Origin of the sequence: Paraburkholderia sp. MM6662-R1, from assembly GCF_050436245.1 — a bacterium.
Taxonomy (GTDB): domain Bacteria; phylum Pseudomonadota; class Gammaproteobacteria; order Burkholderiales; family Burkholderiaceae; genus Paraburkholderia; species Paraburkholderia tuberum.
Window position 1 is genome coordinate 3,988,270 of sequence record NZ_JBNDLV010000001.1, and the last position, 15,147, is coordinate 4,003,416.

12 protein-coding genes are annotated in these 15,147 nt (G+C 65.8%); 5 read left to right on the forward strand and 7 right to left on the reverse strand.

Annotation, left to right across the window (positions count from 1 at the left end; genetic code table 11):
* Positions 1-8: 8 nt before the first annotated feature.
* Complete coding sequence (locus tag OKW39_RS18905) at positions 9-2,129, reverse strand: 3-hydroxyacyl-CoA dehydrogenase NAD-binding domain-containing protein (RefSeq protein WP_429563234.1); 2,121 nt, start codon at positions 2,127-2,129, stop codon at positions 9-11.
* A 126-nt stretch (positions 2,130-2,255) separates the two neighbouring features.
* On the opposite strand from OKW39_RS18905, the gene OKW39_RS18910 reads away from it, so the two are divergent.
* Positions 2,256-3,164 carry a LysR family transcriptional regulator gene (locus OKW39_RS18910; protein ID WP_184063703.1) on the forward strand — a complete coding sequence of 303 codons (909 nt, stop codon included), beginning with the start codon at positions 2,256-2,258 and terminating at the stop codon, positions 3,162-3,164.
* An 11-nt stretch (positions 3,165-3,175) separates the two neighbouring features.
* Here OKW39_RS18910 and OKW39_RS18915 read toward each other — a convergent pair whose 3' ends face one another.
* On the reverse strand, positions 3,176-4,042 hold the full coding sequence (locus OKW39_RS18915) for a hypothetical protein (protein ID WP_090800964.1): 867 nt from the start codon (positions 4,040-4,042) through the stop codon (positions 3,176-3,178).
* A 320-nt stretch (positions 4,043-4,362) separates the two neighbouring features.
* Here OKW39_RS18915 and OKW39_RS18920 point away from each other — a divergent pair, with 320 nt between their 5' ends.
* Together OKW39_RS18920 and OKW39_RS18925 are read left to right on the forward strand one after the other, a co-directional pair.
* Entirely contained in the window at positions 4,363-6,027 is a 1,665-nt protein-coding gene (locus OKW39_RS18920) for an acyl-CoA synthetase (RefSeq protein WP_429563235.1), read from the forward strand.
* Positions 6,028-6,076: 49 nt separating this feature from the next.
* Positions 6,077-6,457, forward strand: a complete 381-nt coding sequence (locus tag OKW39_RS18925) for a DUF5594 family protein (protein ID WP_429334947.1) — start codon at positions 6,077-6,079, stop codon at positions 6,455-6,457.
* 108 nt (positions 6,458-6,565) lie between these two features.
* On the opposite strand, the gene OKW39_RS18930 is transcribed toward OKW39_RS18925, so the two are convergent.
* The 5 genes from OKW39_RS18930 to OKW39_RS18950 all read right to left on the reverse strand — a co-directional run bounded on the left by OKW39_RS18930 (position 6,566) and on the right by OKW39_RS18950 (position 12,095).
* Positions 6,566-8,683: a phosphocholine-specific phospholipase C gene (locus OKW39_RS18930; protein ID WP_429363516.1), complete on the reverse strand. Its 2,118-nt coding sequence runs from the start codon at positions 8,681-8,683 to the stop codon at positions 6,566-6,568.
* Between the two features lie 129 nt (positions 8,684-8,812).
* Positions 8,813-9,139 carry a hypothetical protein gene (locus OKW39_RS18935; RefSeq protein ID WP_429334945.1) on the reverse strand — a complete coding sequence of 109 codons (327 nt, stop codon included), beginning with the start codon at positions 9,137-9,139 and terminating at the stop codon, positions 8,813-8,815.
* 120 nt (positions 9,140-9,259) lie between these two features.
* Entirely contained in the window at positions 9,260-10,120 is an 861-nt protein-coding gene (locus OKW39_RS18940) for an alpha/beta fold hydrolase (protein WP_429363520.1), read from the reverse strand.
* 11 nt (positions 10,121-10,131) lie between these two features.
* Positions 10,132-11,721 (reverse strand): benzoate-CoA ligase family protein, encoded by a 1,590-nt coding sequence (locus tag OKW39_RS18945; protein WP_090800958.1) that lies wholly within the window; start codon positions 11,719-11,721, stop codon positions 10,132-10,134.
* Between the two features lie 59 nt (positions 11,722-11,780).
* On the reverse strand, positions 11,781-12,095 hold the full coding sequence (locus OKW39_RS18950) for a DUF4863 family protein (protein ID WP_429334943.1): 315 nt from the start codon (positions 12,093-12,095) through the stop codon (positions 11,781-11,783).
* Between the two features lie 245 nt (positions 12,096-12,340).
* Between OKW39_RS18950 and OKW39_RS18955 the strand changes: the two genes are divergently transcribed.
* Together OKW39_RS18955 and boxC are read left to right on the forward strand one after the other, a co-directional pair.
* Positions 12,341-13,342 (forward strand): helix-turn-helix transcriptional regulator, encoded by a 1,002-nt coding sequence (locus OKW39_RS18955; protein ID WP_429563236.1) that lies wholly within the window; start codon positions 12,341-12,343, stop codon positions 13,340-13,342.
* Positions 13,343-13,456: 114 nt separating this feature from the next.
* Positions 13,457-15,136: a 2,3-epoxybenzoyl-CoA dihydrolase gene (gene boxC, locus OKW39_RS18960; RefSeq protein ID WP_429563237.1), complete on the forward strand. Its 1,680-nt coding sequence runs from the start codon at positions 13,457-13,459 to the stop codon at positions 15,134-15,136.
* Positions 15,137-15,147 lie beyond the last annotated feature (11 nt).

Genomic DNA, 15,147 nt, shown 5'->3' on the forward strand with positions numbered 1-15,147 from the left:
GTGGTGGTTCAGGCCGTCGTGTTCAGGCTCGCGAAATCGGCGCCGCGCTCGACCAGCTCGACGAGCAGCGGCGACGGCCGCCAGAACAGCGGGTCTTCCTTCGCGAACTCGCGGATGTCGGCGAGAATCGTCGGCAGGCCGACGCTATCCGCGTATTTCATCGGACCGCCGCGGTAGCGCGGAAAGCCGTAGCCGTACAGCAGGGTAACGTCGACGTCGAGCGGGCGCAGCGCAATACCTTCGTGGACGACGTTCGCGCCTTCGTTGATCATCGCGGCCAGATAGCGGCGCATGATCTGCTCGTCGGTGAAGCTGCGCGGCGTGATGCCCGCGCGCGCACGCTCGGCGTCGATGATCGCCTCGACTTCGGGATCGGGCATGCCGCCGCGCGATCCTTCGGGGTACAGATAGAATCCGCGGCCGGTCTTCTGGCCGAACCAGCCGCGCTCGCACAGGCGGTCGGCGATCTGCACGTAGCGCGCGTTCGGCTCGCGCGTGGCCGCGCGGCGTTTGCGCGCCGCCCAGCCGATGTCGCCGCCCGCGAGATCGACCACCTGAAACGGGCCCATCGGCAAGCCGAACGCCCGCACCGCCGCGTCGATCTGATACGGCGACGCACCGTCTTCCAGCAGCGCGTCCGCGGCGGCGCGGTACACGGCAAGCAGGCGATTGCCGATGAAGCCGTCGCACACGCCGGCGCGCACCGGCGTCTTGCGCAGCTTCTTCGCGAACTCGAACGCGGTCGCGACGACGTCGGCGCTGACCTGCTGCGGCACCACGACTTCAAGCAGCTTCATGATGTTGGCGGGCGAGAAGAAGTGCAGGCCGATTACGTCGGCGGGGCGCGAGATGCTGGCTGCGATCGCGTCGATGTCCAGATACGACGTGTTGGTCGCGAGCACCGCACCGGACTTGCAGACGCGATCGAGCTCGGCGAATACGGCCTTTTTGACGTCGAGATCTTCGAACACGGCTTCGATCACGAGGTCGGCGTGAGCAAGCGCATCGTACGACGTGCTGCCGCTCCAGCGCGCCATGGTCGCGGCTTTCTTCTCAACGGTGAGGCGGCCTCTGGCGATCAGCCCGTCGTAGACCTTGTCGATGTGCGCGCGGCCACGCGCGAGCGCCGCCTCGTCGCGTTCGATCAGCGTGACGGGCAGCCCCGCGTCAAGCACTGCGACCGCGATGCCGGCGCCCATCGTCCCGCCGCCGATCACGCCGATCGCCTCAAGCGCGCGCGGTGTCGCGTCGCGCGTTTCGGGCGCCTTCAGCACTTCGCGCTCGGCGAAGAATGCGTGAACCAGGCCGGCGCGCTGCGGGCTGTCGAGGCATTGCAGGAACAGCTTGCGTTCGAGCTTCAAGCCCTCCTCGAAGGGCTGTTCGATCGCGGCTTCGACGGCATCGACGATTTTCAGCGGCGAGAACAGGCCGCGCGCTTTCTTCGCGGTTTCGTCACGCGCTTTCGCGACGGCGGCGCGGCTCGCGGCGCGATCGATCAATGCGGCGGCGTCGCGCGTGCGGCGTACCGGCGCGTGCGCGGCGAGCAGCTCGTGCGCGTAGGCGAGCCCTTCGGCGAGTATGTCGCCACTGTCGCCGAGACGGTCGACGAGGCCGAGCGCGAGCGCCTCCTTCGCGCTCGCGTGACGGCCGCTCAGCATCAGGTCGAGCGCCGCCGGCGCGCCGATCAGACGCGGCGTGCGTTGCGTGCCGCCCGCGCCAGGCAGCAGACCCAGCTGCACTTCGGGCAGGCCGAGCTTCGCGCCGTCGACGGCGATCCGGTAATGCGCGGCGAGCGCCACTTCGAGCCCGCCGCCGAGCGCCGCGCCATGCAGCGCGGCAATCACGGGTTTCGTGCATGCCTCGATGCGGTTGCACACGTCCGGCAGCGAAGGCGGCACCGGCGGCTTGCCGAACTCGCGAATATCGGCACCGGCGATGAAGTTGCGCCCCGCGCCGACGATCAGCACGGCTTCGACCGCGCGGTCGGCGTCGCCGGCTTCGATCGCGGCCAGCAGACCGCGCCGCACGTCGGCGGATAGCGCGTTGACCGGCGCGTGGTCGATCGTGACGAGCAGGACCTTGCCGTGCAATTCGCGCGTGACGACGTCGGCCGAGGAGGAAAGGGTCATCGTAGGTGTCTCCGTTCGAGGATGGCGAGGCGCGCCGGATCGTCCCATTCTGGAGTGGTCAACGTTCATTGACAATGACACCGTTGATTGACAGACTGTCAAAATTATTTTGACAAAGACTGGGCCATGGACGTCAACTCGCTGACCCTGCTCGTCGACATCCTCGACGCCGGCAATCTGAGCGAAGCGGCACGCCGGCTCAAGATGAGCCGCGCGAACGTCAGCTATCACCTGAATCAGCTCGAGCGTTCGGTCGGCCTGCAATTGGTGCGACGCACCACGCGTCGCGTCGAGCCGACCGAGATCGGTCTGCGGCTCTACGAGCACGGCCGCACGATCCGCAACGCGCTGCTGGCCGCGCGCGAGTCGGTGACGACACTGGGCCAGAGCCTGCAGGGGCGCGTGCGGCTCAGCGTGCCGAGCGGCTATGGCCAGCTCGTGATGTCCGACTGGCTGATCGCGTTCAAGAGGCTGTATCCGGGTATCGTGCTCGATGTGATGTTCGAGAACCGCGTCGAGGATCTGATGCGCGACGAGATCGACATCGCGGTGCGCGTGATGTCGGAGCCGCCGCAAAACCTCGTCGCGCGGGACATGGGGCCAGTCCGGTACGTGGCCTGCGCATCCCCCGAATTCGCGCGGACACACGGCCTGCCCGCGACGCTCGACGACCTGCGCACCGCGCCGCTGATTACCGCGGCCGTGATCGGCAAGCAGTTGCGGCTCGCCGCGTATCTGCGCGACGAGCGTCATGAAGTCCTGCTCGAACCGACGATTATTTCGGAAAACTTTCTATTTTTGCGCCAGGCGGTGCTGGCCGGTCTCGGTGTCGGACTCGTGCCCGACTACGTGGTGCAGGACGATCTGAAGCTCGGCGCCGTGCTGACCGCGCTCGATGCCTGGCGGCTCAGCATCTTCGGCACGCACATGTACATGCTGTACATGCCGAATCGGCATCACACGCGCGCGGCGGCGACGTTCATCGACTTCGTGCTGGAGCAGGCGCAGGGCTCGGGCAGGGGCGGCGCGAACTGAAGCTGCGAACTTCAGGCGCCGAGTCTGCGCGCGATGGCCGTCGTGACCATCGGCACGCCGACGCGCAGCAGCTTGCGCACGCCTTCGTCGCTACCGACTTTGCCCACCGCGTTGTCGATCATCGCCTGCATCACGCTCGCCGGATAAAACTCGCGAAACAGCGTGTTGGCGCCGGTTTGCTCGAACACGTGGTGCAGGAGCGACCCAACGGGGGGGCCGATGCGCTTGAACAGGCCCATCTTGACCACCCGGTTGTTCCACAGATGCAGCGTGTACGCATTGGAACAGAGCGCCGCGCACTCGTCGAAATAGCGCGGCAGGAACACCTTGTAGTAATCGTTGAAGTGCACCGGATAGAACAGGCTTTCGGGAAGACCGGCCTTCACGCCGTAGATGGCGGTCAGCAGACGCGGGCCGGTGTCGCCCCACTTCAGTGCCGTGCCCTTCATTGCTTCGACACGTTCGATTAATTCGTGCAAGCGCGGCTGATCCGGGTCGAGCCGCAGCATCGCCGTGCAGATGCTCGATGAGGTCTCTCGCCCGATCAGGTCGCCCTTGGCGTTGAGATCGAAATCCCGCAACAGCAGCAGATCAGTATCGACCCAGATCTCGTCGGTCCTCGTGAACATCACGAAGCGGAAATAGTCGGTGAAATGCGCCATCGACGGTACGCCGTGAATCGGGAAGTCGTTCAGCGAGTCGCGCGGCAGTATCGTGGTCGCGTCCTTCGCGATCACGCCGGGCGGCAGAGTGTCGATCGGCTCGTAGCTATAAAGCGCGACCTCGCTGCCGTACAGCGTGAACGAATTCAGACAGGCGATCTCGTAGGGAGAAAGTTCCGGGCCATGCCAGAACGATGCAAACCTTGCCTTGCGCATATGTCATCCGGTAGCGATCGTGCGGCGCAACATGCGCGCCGAACCTGTGTAACGATCCTAGACGGGCGCGGCACAGGTCAGATGTAAAGGGCTTGAATCGCACAGGAGTTGTCGCAAAACGTTGAGTCCAGCGCAACGAGTCGGCGATTATGAGCGGGACTATGTCGTATCTGGCGAATTCAGTTGCGCACGGCAATGCATCAACCGAGCGCGCAAGGTCGTGGGCTAAACTGCGGAACACCGGCCCTGCGCGCAGAGGCAGCAAGCGACGGGCCATGCATCACGCCATGCAGCGACAACGACGATATCCAGGAGACCCGATGAACCTCGACGGCGAGACTTACGATTCGCTCACGGCCAGATTCGCGTGGCGTATTCCACCGCGCTACAACATCGGCGTCGACACATGCGACAAGTGGGCCGATGGCTCGGGGCGTCTCGCGCTGATCTACGAAGACGCCGACGGCCGCGCGACCCGCTATACGTTCGACGAACTGAAAGCCCTGTCCGACCGCTTCGCCAATGCGCTGCTCGCGGCGGGCGCGCGGCGCGGCGAGCGCATCGGCATCTTTCTGTCGCAATCGATCGAAACGGCCATCGCGCATCTCGCGGCCTACAAGGCCGGCATGGTCGCGGTGCCGCTGTTCGCGCTGTTCGGCGTGGACGCGATCGCGCATCGGCTCGGCGACAGCGGCGCGCTCGCGCTGATCACCGATCACGCCGGCGTGCAAAAGATCGCCGAAATTCGCGGCGCGCTGCCCGAGTTGCGACACGTGTTCAGTGTCGATATCGAGCAGGATGACGAAGCATCGGACGCGCCCGTGCGGTCGTTCTGGCAGGCGTTGAATGGCGCTTGCGCCGAGTTCACGCCGGCCGACACCGCGGCGGACGATCCGGCGATCATCATCTATACGTCGGGCACGACCGGAAAACCGAAGGGCGCGTTGCACGGGCATCGCGTTTTGCTCGGGCACCTGCCCGGCGTGGAGATGTCGCAGCAGGGCTTTCCCGCGCGCGCGACGCTGATGTGGACGCCCGCGGACTGGGCGTGGATCGGCGGTCTGTTCGACGTGCTGCTGCCGTCGTGGCATCACGGTGTCGCGGTGCTGGCGCGCCGTTTTGCGAAATTCGACGGCCACGCCGCGTTCGATCTGCTCGCGCGTCACGCCGTCTCCCATGCGTTTCTACCGCCGACCGCGCTGAAGATGATGCGCGGCGTCGAGCGGCCCGCTCATCTGCGTCTCGCGTTGCAAGCGGTCGCGAGCGGCGGCGAATCGCTGGGCGAGGAACTGATCGGCTGGGGGCGCGACGCACTCGGCGTGACGATCAACGAGTTCTACGGGCAGACCGAGTGCAACGTCGTGGTGTCCTCGTGCGCGGCGCTGTTCGAACCGCGCTTCGGCGCGATCGGGCGCGCGGTGCCGGGGCACTATGTCGCGATCGTCGATGCCGCCGGCAACGAGCTGCCGCCCGGCGCGATCGGCGATATCGCGGTGGCCGCGCCCGATCCGGTGATGTTTCTCGGCTACTGGCGGAATGTTGCGGCCACCAACGACAAATTCCGCGGCAGGTTTCTGCTGACCGGCGATCTCGGCACGCGCGACGCGGACGGCTTCATTCGCTTCGTCGGCCGTGGCGACGACGTGATCACGAGCGCCGGTTACCGGATTGGGCCGGCGTCGATCGAGGATTCGCTGCTGCGTCATCCGGCCGTCGCGATGGCGGCTGTGGTCGGCGCCCCCGATCGCGAGCGCACCGAAATCGTGATGGCGTTCGTCGTGCTGAAAGCGGGTTTCGTCGGCGACGATGCACTCGTGCGCGAGATCCAGCAGCACGTGAAGACGCGTCTGGCCGCGCACGAATACCCGCGCGAGATTCGCTTCGTCGAAAGCCTGCCGATGACGGCCACCGGCAAGGTGATCCGCAAGACGCTGCGCGAGGCGGTGACGCACGGTCCGGACGGGATCTCACCGGCGAAAAACTGAGTCTGCTACGATGACCAACCCACGATGGGAATCACAGCGGAGAGATTGGATGCGCCCCGAGAGTGCAATGCGTTTCGACCAGGAGTTCGCGCCGCGCATTGCCGAGGCGATCGCCGCGTGTATCGCAAAGACCGTGCACACCGACGTGTTGCCGCATGGCGAACAGGGTCAGCCCACCCGCGTGCGGATTCACGCCGCGCCGCTCGATGAGCTCGGTCATTACCCGCATCCGTTGAATCTGTATCTGACCTGGGACAGCGACGAAATAGAAAGGCTGATGGGCGAGCAGGGAGCGACGCGTTTCGCCAGATATCTGGCCGCGCTGCCGCGCAAGCTCAATGCGTGGACCCAGGCGCGCGAACTCGATTTCTCCACGCACACGCAGGGTGAGCCGGTTACGTTGATCGGCGGGCTCGATTTCGAATCGTAGACGCTCGCGCGCGATTGCGGGCTTGCGTTCGAAAGCTGGATGAAAAACGGCCGCTGTGCCCGAAGAGCCAGCGGCCGTTGCTTTTGCAGCGTTGGGTTACAGCGACGCTCAGCCGCCCAGCGCCGGATCGCTCATGCTGTTGTTTGCCGTCTCGACATGACCGGCGATGCGGCGCGCGAACGTCGGGTCCGTATCGACGGTGATCGCGAGATCGTACCAGCCGTATGCGTTGCGCAGATCGAGGTACAGATTGTCGGTGTCGCCGCCGCGTACCGAATGCTTGATCACATGGCTCGCGTCGTACGCGTTGACGATCGTGAACTGGCAACGCGCGCTGCCGACGTTCTCGAGCCGCAGTTGCAGATTGCCGTTCGCGACATCGTAGCCTTCGGCGACGGCCGGCCGTGCGGTGTCCGAACCATTCCACCAGTTCCGTGCGACCACCTTGCCCGCGAAGCGGCGCAGGAAGCCGTTCGGCCCGTGCACGCTGAAGTCGTAGCTGCCGTCGGCGTTGAGCAGCAGCGCGTCCTGCAGATGCTTGCCCGCTTCGACGGTATAGCTGCGCGGCGCGTCGGCGCTATTGGCCGCGTACACGAGGAATACCGCGCCCGCGCGGCCCGTGTTGACGAAGCGCATCGTCAGCTTGCCGTTCGAGCCTTCGTCGACGCGCACGAACAGTTCGTACGGCAACGCGCGCGCCGGGCGCACGCCCGCTTCCTGCTTCGGCACCGTCTGCACCGTCGGCGGTTGCGGCACGTAGTCCGGGTGACGGTTCTGGTCGGGCGGCACGTAGCCGCTCGTGCCCGGCAGCGACGGCACCGACGCGTTCGGATTCGCGAAGTTGAACGCGGAGGTCAGATCGCCGCACACCGCGCGACGCCACGGCGTGATGTTCGATTCGCCGAGATTGTGCTGCTGGCCGAAGCGCTTTTCGATGAAGCGGATCACCGACGTATGGTCGAACACTTCCGAGCACACGTAGCCGCCTTTGGACCACGGCGAGACCACCAGCATCGGCACGCGCGGTCCGAGCCCGTACGGCCCGGCGACGTTCTTCGCATCGCCGGCATAGAGTTCGTGCGTGATGTCGACGGTCGACAAACCGTTCGCGCTCGACGCGGCCGCGAACGGTGCGGCGATGTGATCGAAGAAGCCGTCGTTTTCGTCGTAGTTGATCAGCAGCACGGTCTTGCTCCACACGTCCGGGTTCGACGTGAGGATCTGCAGCACCTGATCGATGTACCACGCGCCGTAGTTGGTCGGCCAGTTCGGATGCTCGCTGTACGCTTCGGGCGCGACGATCCACGACACCTGCGGCAGCGTGCCGTTCTGCACGTCGCGCTTCAGAATGTCGAAGTAGCCGTCGCCGTTGGCCGCGTTGGTGCCGGTCCGCGCGTTGTCGTATAGCGGGTTGCCCGGCTGCGCGTTGCGGTACTGATTGAAATACAGCAGCGAGTTGTCACCGTAGTTGCCGATGTACGCGTTCTGCGTCCAGCCCCACGAGCCGTTCGCGTCGAGCCCGGTGCCGATGTCCTGATAGATCTTCCACGAGATGCCCGCGTTCTGCAGCACTTCGGGGTAGGTCGACCAGCCGTAGCCGAGTTCCGAATTGTCGATTACCGGACCGCCGCCGCTGCTGTCGTTGCCGACCCAGCCACTCCACATGTAGTAGCGATTCGGATCGGTCGGACCCATCAGCGAGCAGTGGTAGGCGTCGCAGATCGTGAATGCGTCGGCGAGCTGATAGTGGAACGGGATGTCGTCGCGCGTCAGGTAGGCCATCGTGGTCGCGCCTTTCGACGGTACCCACTGATCGTTGCGGCCGCCGTTCCATGCGGCGTGCGTGGAGCTCCAGTCGTGCGCGAGATCCTGCAGGAATTGCAGGCCGAGGTTCGGCGCGCCCGGACGGAACGGCAGCACGTAGCTGGCACCGCTGGCATCGGCGGTTTGCGGCTGATACCACACCGGCTGGCCGTTCGCGAGGTTGATCGCGCGCGTGTCGCCGAAGCCGCGCACGCCTTTGAGCGTGCCGAAGTAGTGGTCGAACGAACGGTTCTCCTGCATCAGCACGACGATGTGCTCGACGTCGCGGATCGTGCCGGTCCGGTTGTTGGCCGGAATCGCGAGCGCATTGCGGATGCCCGGCGGCAGCATGCTCAACGCGGTGAAGGAACCGGCGGCTTGCGCGGCCGAGCGCAGAAAATCACGACGATTGTTTGAGGTCATGGTTGGGGCGGTGGTGGCTTTGATCTTCGGTGGAGGAAAAAGGCACGGGGACGACACATTGCGGTGCTGAAACGGCGATGCTGCGTCGGACGCGCGAAGGCGGGCTAGCCGCCGCGCGCGGCGCGATTCTCAATCGACGGTATGGATGACGGGGCTGGCCAGCGGCGGCGAGGTGGCGGACAGCGCCGTGCCGGCTTCGGATGCGGGTGCCGCCGGTGTCTGGATCGTCAGCGTCGGCGGCGCGGAGTCGGCCGGCGGGGGGGCGATCGATGGGCGGGCGATCGATGGGTCGCCGGGGTTAGCGGCGAAATGGTCGGTTGAACTGATCGTATTCGTGCCGGCGGGCGGGGCGTCGTCGCTGCACGCTCCCGCTAGCGCGCACAGCGCGATCACTGCGATGGCGCCTGTCAAACGTTTGCGACGGGGCGCACGAATCGGCTTCGACACGAAGGGCATGGCACTGTCTCCGGGCGGGGAAGGGATGCCTCGCAATCGATGTGCCGAGGTCAGCGATGCAGCAGCATAATCGCCGATCCGTGTAATTTTTATGAAGTATCGGTAACAGACGGGCGCCGCTTATCGTTGTGCGCGCACGAACGCCGCGATGGCGTCGTTGAGCGCGGCGGGCGCGTCGCGATGCGGCGAGTGTCCGCATGCGTCGAGCTTCACGAGTTGGGCGTGCGGCACGCGCGCGGCGATCGTGTCGATCTGCGCCATCGTGCCGTAGTTGTCGTCGTGGCCCTGGATCGCGAGCAGCGGTCGACGGATCGGCGCGAGCGCCTCGGCGATCGACCACCGCCTGAACGCAGGGTCGAGCCAGATATCGTTCCAGCCGTAGAACGCGGAATCGACGTCCGCGTGATAGCGGGCGAGCTTCGCGCGAAGATCGGTGGTTTCGTAAAGCTGCTTCGTTTGGGCGATGCTTTGCACCGAGATGTCTTCGACGAATACGTGCGGCGCAATCACGACCGCGCCCGCGAGCGCATCGGGGTACAGCGCCGCATAGAGCAGCGCGATTGAGCCGCCGTCGCTATGACCGATCACCCACATGCGTTGGCGTTGCCGCAGGTCGATATCGAGCGCGTCGAGCAGGGTGGGGAGGATGTCGCGCGCCTGTGCGGTCATGAAATCGACCGGCCATTTGTCGTCAGGCGCACGCGCTGTCGAGAGTCCGTAGCCTGGCCGCGAATAGACGAGCCCGCGCATGCCGAGTCGCGCGCACAACGTCTGCGGCCAGTCGCGCCACATTGCGATCGAGCCGAGACCTTCGTGCAGGAATACCGCCATCGGCGAATCGTCCTGCTGAGCATTCGCCTGCTCGTTGACCCAGCGGTACTCAATGCGCAGCGGTCCATGCGACGCGCTCGCCGGCAGTTCGGCAAGGCGGCTGGCGGCACTCGCGGAGGAAGTGGCAGGGGCGGTACCTCGGTTCTGCATCAATGAATCACCTATGACTGTTCGCGTAGCTTGAAGCGTTGAATCTTGCCGGTGGCGGTCTTGGGCAGATCGTCGGTGAACACGATATCGCGCGGGTACTTGTGCGGCGCGAGCCGTTCCTTGACGAAGGTCTTCAGTTCCTCGGCGAGCAGATCGGACGGCATGAAGTCGCGCTTGAGCACGACGAACGCGCGCGTTTTCACGAGCCCGCCATGATCGACGCCGACCACCGCCGCTTCGAGCACCGCCGGATGCGCGACGAGCACCATCTCGACCTCGACCGGCGATACATATTGGCCGCTCACTTTCAGCATGTCGTCGCTGCGGCCCGCGTAGACATAGCAGCCGTTCGCGAGACGCCGATATTTGTCGCCGCTTCTGATCCATTCGCCGAGAAACGTCGCGCGCGTTTTCTCGCGATTGCTCCAGTACATCAGCGCCGCGCTGGGCCCCTTGATGAACAGATCGCCGACTTCGCCATCGGGCACCGGCCGCCCGGCTTCGTCGCGTAACTCGACTTCGTAGCCCGGCACGGGGCGCCCGGTCGTGCCGTATTCGACTTCGCCCGCGCGATTCGACAGGAAGATGTGCAGCATTTCCGTCGAGCCGATGCCATCGAGAATCTCGGCGCCGAAGTGCGCGGTGAAGCGTTCGCCGACGTCGCGTGGCAACGCCTCGCCGGCCGACGCGCACACGCGGATCGCGACGTCGGCGCGCGCGGGCAGGTTGGGCGACACCAGCATGTTCGCGTACAAGGTCGGCACGCCGTAGAACACGGTCGGGCGATGCCGGACGAGGCGCGCGAAAATCGCCTCGGCGGTCGGGCGCTCGGCCATCAGGATCGCGGTCGCGCCGACCGACAGCGGAAACGTCAGCGCGTTGCCGAGCCCATATGCAAAGAACAGTTTCGCCGCCGAAAACACCACGTCGCTCTCGACGATGCCGAGCACCGGCTTCGCATACAGCTCGGCGGTCCAGTACAGATTCGCGTGCGTATGGACGGTGCCTTTCGGCTTGCCGGTCGAGCCCGACGAATAGAGCCAGAACGCGATGTCGTCCGCGTTGCTTGCACAGCCTTTGCCGGCGGGCAGCGCGGTGTCGACCAGCGTTTCGAAGCGGGGCGCCGCGAGCGGCGCTTCGATGGAGGCGTGAGGCTGCGAGACGATCGGTTGGCAGCCGTCGTCGTCGATGCTGCTCAGCGCCTCCGTCACGTTAGGTAGCAACGGTTCCGATACGATCACCGCTCGCGCGTGGCTGTGCGTCAGCATGTGCGTATAGTCGGCGGCGCTCAGCAAGGTGTTCGCGACGACCGGCACGATGCCGGCGTAAAGCGCGCCGAGAAATGCGACCGGCAGCGATACGGTGTCGAGCATCACGAGCAGCACGCGTTCCTCGGGATGCACGCCGAGCGCACGCAGTGCGCTGGCGCAGCGCCGCGCGCGCTGTTCGAGTTCGCCGTAGGTCATCGCGCCGTAGTCGTCGATATAGGCGACTTTGCTCGCGCGCGCTTCGTTCAACTGGAACAGATGCCTCGCGAAGTTGAACAGCGGGGGCGGCGGCGCAACCGGCTCGCGCGCGCTCGTTTCCAGCAGGGCTTCCATATGTCTCCTCCATCCGTGGACACGGTCCGGCTCTTGTGTGATCGTGATCTGCTCGCGGCTCACGCGCGCGTGAATTCGATCGCCCCTTGCGGCAGCAGATACAGCACCAGCGCCCGGCCGTTCGCGACGGTCGGACGATGCGCCGAGCCGGGGCCGTACACGCACCTGCCGGCCGGATGGCCGTCGAACGTCGCGCCGTCGGTGAGGGGCATGATCAGATCGATCTCGCCGTGCGGATGGACGTGGTGCGGACCGGCAATGTCCTGCATGTCGACGACGTCGACGGAAAAGCCGTGCGTGTCGTCGTCGAGCGGCCGCCCGGCGAGTTGCCCAGTGACGCCTGCGATCAGGCGCTGGAATTCCTGTGGGGACATGCGAGCCTCCAGAAGCGCGCTCACGCAGGCCGGCCGCCGGGTCGCCGGCCGCCGGATCGCCGGCCGCCGGCCGCCGGAACTTGGGTGCATGCGTATTGCGGCGCCGTCTCCGTGACGCGGCCGGAATGCCAAGGCGGCGCGCGACTGTGTTTGTGATTGGATCAGCTTTTGGCGAAAATTAAACCGTTCACCTGGTGCATGTCAAGCACTATAGTACATGTATCGTAGTCACGAGGTCGCAAAACATGAATCAAAAGTACCCTCCCGCACCGTTGGACGAAACCGACGACGACGCGGCCCGCGCCGAACGCACCGAGCGCGCGGGTGAACGCACGGCCGAACGTGGCGGCGAGCGCGAAGAACGCGATCCGTTCCTGACCGCGATGGGCGAGCGTGTGCGTATGCTGCGCGCGCGCCGCGGCATGACGCGCAAGACGCTGGCGGCCGAAACCGGTTTGTCGGAGCGGCATCTGGCGAACCTCGAATCGGGCGTCGGCAATGCGTCGGTGCTGGTGCTGCGGCAGCTTGCGGCCACGCTGAACTGCTCGCTCGCCGAGGTGATCGGCGACGAAACCACCGCGTCCGCCGAATGGCTGCTGATCCGCGAGCTGCTGCAGGGGCGCGACCAGGCGGCACTGCAGCGCGCGCGCATCGCGCTCGCCGAGATGTTCGCGCAGGCGCCGCGCGACCCGCACCGCAAGGACCGCATCGCGCTGATCGGCCTGCGCGGCGCGGGTAAGTCGACGCTCGGGCGCATGCTCGCGCAGGAGCGCAAGGTGCCGTTCATCGAGCTCACGCGCGTGATCGAACAGCTCGCGGGCTGTCCGCCGTCGGAGATTCATTCGCTGTACGGCGCGAGCGCGTATCGACGCTACGAGCAACGCGCGCTCGAGGCGGTGATCCACGAGCATCCGCACGCGGTGATCGCGTCGCCGGGCGGGCTCGTGTCGGAATCGGGCACGTTCAACGTGCTGCTGTCGCACTGCTTCACCGTGTGGTTGCAGGCGACGCCCGAGGAACATATGCGCCGCGTCGTCGCGCAAGGCGATCTGCGGCCGATGTCCGGCAACCGCGAGGCGATGGACGACCTGAAGCGCATCCTCGCCGGGCGCGCCGAGCTGTACGGACGCGCGGACATGTCGTTCGACACCAGCGAAAAGACGCTCGCCGATGCGTACCTGCAGTTGCGCGACCGTCTCGCCGCGCGGCTCGCGGCGGAAGCCCCCGACGAGGCGCGCGTGAACTGACCGATCGTGGGCGCCAGGGTTTCCCCGTAAAAATGCACTAAAGTGCTTTACGCTGGTATGGCGATGCACTATTGTTCAAAAAACAGATTGCATCGTCCAGTCAGGAGACGCCCCATGTCCACAGCACCCACCGCCGTTGCTCAGGCCGCGCCGGTCGACTATCGCACCGAGCCGTCGCAGTACAAGCATTGGAAGCTCAGCTTCAACGGCGCGGTCGCGACGCTCGGCATCGACATCGCCGAGGATGGCGGCATTCGCGACGGCTACAAGCTGAAGCTCAATTCGTATGATCTCGGCGTCGACATCGAGCTGCACGACGCGATTCAGCGCATTCGCTTCGAGCATCCGGAAGTCCGCACGGTGGTGGTGACGAGCCTGAAGGACCGGGTGTTCTGCTCGGGCGCGAATATCTTCATGCTGGGGCTGTCATCGCACGCGTGGAAGGTCAACTTCTGCAAATTCACGAACGAAACCCGCAACGGGCTCGAAGATTCGTCGCGCCATTCGGGGCTGAAGTTTCTCGCCGCGGTGAACGGCGCGTGCGCGGGCGGCGGTTATGAACTCGCGCTCGCCTGCGATGAAATCTATCTGATCGACGATCGTTCCTCTTCGGTGTCGCTGCCGGAAGTACCGCTGCTTGGCGTGCTGCCCGGCACCGGCGGACTCACGCGCGTGACCGATAAGCGCAAGGTGCGCCACGATCGCGCGGATATCTTCTGCACGGTGGTCGAGGGCGTGCGCGGCGAACGCGCGAAGGCCTGGCGTCTCGTCGACGAAGTTGTGAAGCCGAACCAGTTCGAGCAGGCCATTCAGGCGCGCGCGCTCGAACTCGGCGCGCACAGCGATCGTCCGGCCGGAGCGCCGGGCGTCGCGCTCACGCGCATCGAACGCACGGATCGCGAAGCTGGCCTCGGCTATCAGACGGTCGACGTCACGATCGATCGCGCGAAACGTATGGCGACCTTCACCGCGCGCGCGCCACAGACCGGGCAACCGACCGACCTCGCCGCGATCGCCGCGGCCGGCGCCAACTGGTGGCCGCTGCAATTCGCCCGCGAACTCGACGACGCGATCCTCTCGATGCGCACCAACGCGCTCGACATCGGCACCTGGGTGTTCAAGACCGAAGGCGACGCGCGCCACCTGCTCGCAGTCGATGCGACGCTGCTGCAGCACAAGGATCACTGGTTCGTGCGCGAAACGATCGGCATGCTGCGCCGCACGCTCGCGCGCCTCGACGTGTCGTCGCGCTCCATCTTCACGCTGATCGAGCCGGGTTCATGCTTCGCCGGCACGTTCGCGGAACTCGCGTTCGCCGCCGATCGCACCTACATGGCCGCGCTGCCCGACAACGAGGACGAGGAGCCGGCGATCACGCTGTCGGAAGTCAACTTCGGCCTGTATCCGATGGTGACGCATCAGTCGCGGCTCGCGCGGCGCTTCTACGAGGAAGCCGAGCCGCTCGACGCGGCGCGCGCGCTGATCGGCCAGCCGGTCAAGGCGCTCGACGCGGAGCGCCTCGGTCTCGTCACCGCGTCGCCTGACGATATCGATTGGGCCGACGAAATCCGCATCGCGCTCGAAGAACGCGCGGCGATGTCGCCCGATGCCTTGACCGGCCTCGAAGCGAATCTGCGCTTCAATGGGCCGGAGACGATGGAGACGCGCATTTTCGGGCGTCTCACCGCCTGGCAGAACTGGATCTTCAACCGGCCGAACGCAGTGGGCGAGAAGGGTGCGCTCAAGGTGTACGGCAAGGGCAGCAAGGCGCAATTCGATGTGTCGCGCGTGTGAGATGCGCCGCG